Below are 2,248 nucleotides of genomic sequence, written 5' to 3' on the forward strand. Positions count from 1 at the left end.
CATATATAAAATTAAAATCTATTGCTCTATCAATTTGTCTAACTAAATGATTTTTAGGCACAAGAGCTTCTAAACTGTTAAATTCAATTTTAAATCTATTATCAGTATTTTTTTTAGTCATCATATTTATCACCCAATATTATTTTATAAGAAAATGGAAAGGCTGTCGACTTTGTCGACAGCCTGAAAAGAGAAGCTTTGCTTCTCTTTTTAACTATTCTCCATAACACTTTCTGCTATATTAGTTGAATGATCACCTATTCTCTCTAGATTGCTTAATAAATCCATAAATATAGCACCTTCATATGCATTACATAAACCTTTATTTAATCTTTTAATATGATTATCTCTAAATTCTTTTTGTGATGAATCAATTGTTTGCTCTACTGAATAAATTTCTCCAGCTTTTTGTATATCTCTATTCTCATATGCTTCTATTGAAAGATCTAAAGCTTTTAAAGTTTGTAAGAAAACATACTCTAATTCTTTTAATGCTCCATCACTATATTTTAAATTTTTACCTATTTTCTCTAAAGTTAAATCTGCTATATTTTCCGCATGGTCTCCTATTCTTTCAATATCAGTTACTATGTGGAATGTAGCTGCTACTATATTATTTTCCTTTGCTGATAAATCACATTTAGATAACTTAACTAGATAAGAAGTTATCTCTTCTTCTAATATATTAATAATTTTTTCATTATCATATACTTTTTTAACTAAGTTTTCATCATTTTTATTAAATGCTTCCATACTTAATTGTAGATTTTCTCTAGCCATAGTAGCCATTCTTATAGTTTCTTTTATAACTTGCCCTGCTGCTATAACAGGTGTTTCTAATAATCTATCATCAATATATGTAGCACCTAAATGTTCTAATTTATCTTCACCTTTAATTAACTTATTAACAATATTTATTATAACTTTAGTTAAAGGTAAAAGAACTAAAGTAGCTGTAATATTAAATACAGTATGAGCATTGGCTACTTGTCTCTCAACATCCCCTGGACTCATATTTTGAACAAATTCTCCTAAAGGTCTTATAAATGGTATAAATATTAAAGTACCTAATAAATTAAATATTAAATGTATCGCAGCTGCTTTATGAGCTGTTTTATTTGTTCCTATACTTGCAAGTAAAGCTGTAACACAAGTACCTATATTACATCCAAATAAAATCGGTAATGCTATATCAATAGTTATAGATCCTGTAGATGCTAAAGCTATTAATATACCTGTAGTTGCTGAAGAACTTTGTAACACTGCTGTTAAAGCTAATCCAGCTAAAACTCCAATAAATCTATTATCTCCAATAGCAATTATTAAATCTTTAAACATTGGTGAATTTGCTAATGGTTTCATAGCACCACTCATTATTCCCATTCCCATGAATAGAATTCCAAATCCTAATATTATGTTAGCTATTTCTCGTCTTTTTCTTTCTTTAGCTGACATTAAAATTACAACACCAATAGCAACAAATATAGGTGCTATTTCATCTAATTTAAATGCTACTAACTGAGCTGTTACTGTTGTTCCTATGTTAGCACCCATTATAATTCCAGCTGCCTGAGCTAAATTCATTAAGCCTGCATTAACAAACCCAACTACCATTACTGTAGTAGCACTAGAACTTTGTACAACCATTGTTACTAATGCTCCTATTACAACAGCCATAATTGGATTACTAGTTATTTTTTCTAATATTCCTTTAAGTCTATCTCCTGCGGCATTCTCAAGACCATCTCCCATAAGTTTCATACCATATAGGAATAATCCTAAGCCCCCTGCTAATTTAATTAAAGTTAAAATTGCATCGTTCAAGACCAATATCCTCCAATTTCAAATTATGAATTATTTAATAGTTCTTTAACATTTTACACTATAATAATATTTTTGTTAATATTTTTATTAATTTCTTAACGTAAACTTAATATACATTCCATTTTTTACTATTAATATGCAATTTATTTATTTATTGATGTAATAAAATTTAATTTTTTAATTAAAGCTTTTTAATTATTATATTTTATCCATTTCAAAAAATTATTATTAATTTTTATATTATAATAATCTATAGTTATTCTATAAGTAAATAAATTTCCTAATTTATTTTTATAATCTAAATTGCAATATCAAATTGAACTAGTCCTTAATTATGATTTAAAGACTAATTATTATAATGAATATATTTCATCTAAGTGTATTTCAAATAACTCTTCCGGTGTTTTGTAATGAAGAAGTTTTC

Annotated in this window: 1 protein-coding gene; it reads right to left on the minus strand. The window is 26.5% G+C overall.

What is annotated here, in order from left to right; genetic code table 11:
- Positions 1 to 210 precede the first annotated feature (210 nt).
- Positions 211 to 1,824: a Na/Pi cotransporter family protein gene (locus GBZ86_RS15165; protein WP_152892044.1), complete on the minus strand. Its 1,614-nt coding sequence runs from the start codon at positions 1,822 to 1,824 to the stop codon at positions 211 to 213.
- Between the last annotated feature and the right edge of the window lie 424 nt (positions 1,825 to 2,248).

The sequence above is a fragment of the Clostridium tarantellae genome (assembly GCF_009295725.1).
In the GTDB taxonomy this organism is placed as follows: domain Bacteria; phylum Bacillota; class Clostridia; order Clostridiales; family Clostridiaceae; genus Sarcina; species Sarcina tarantellae.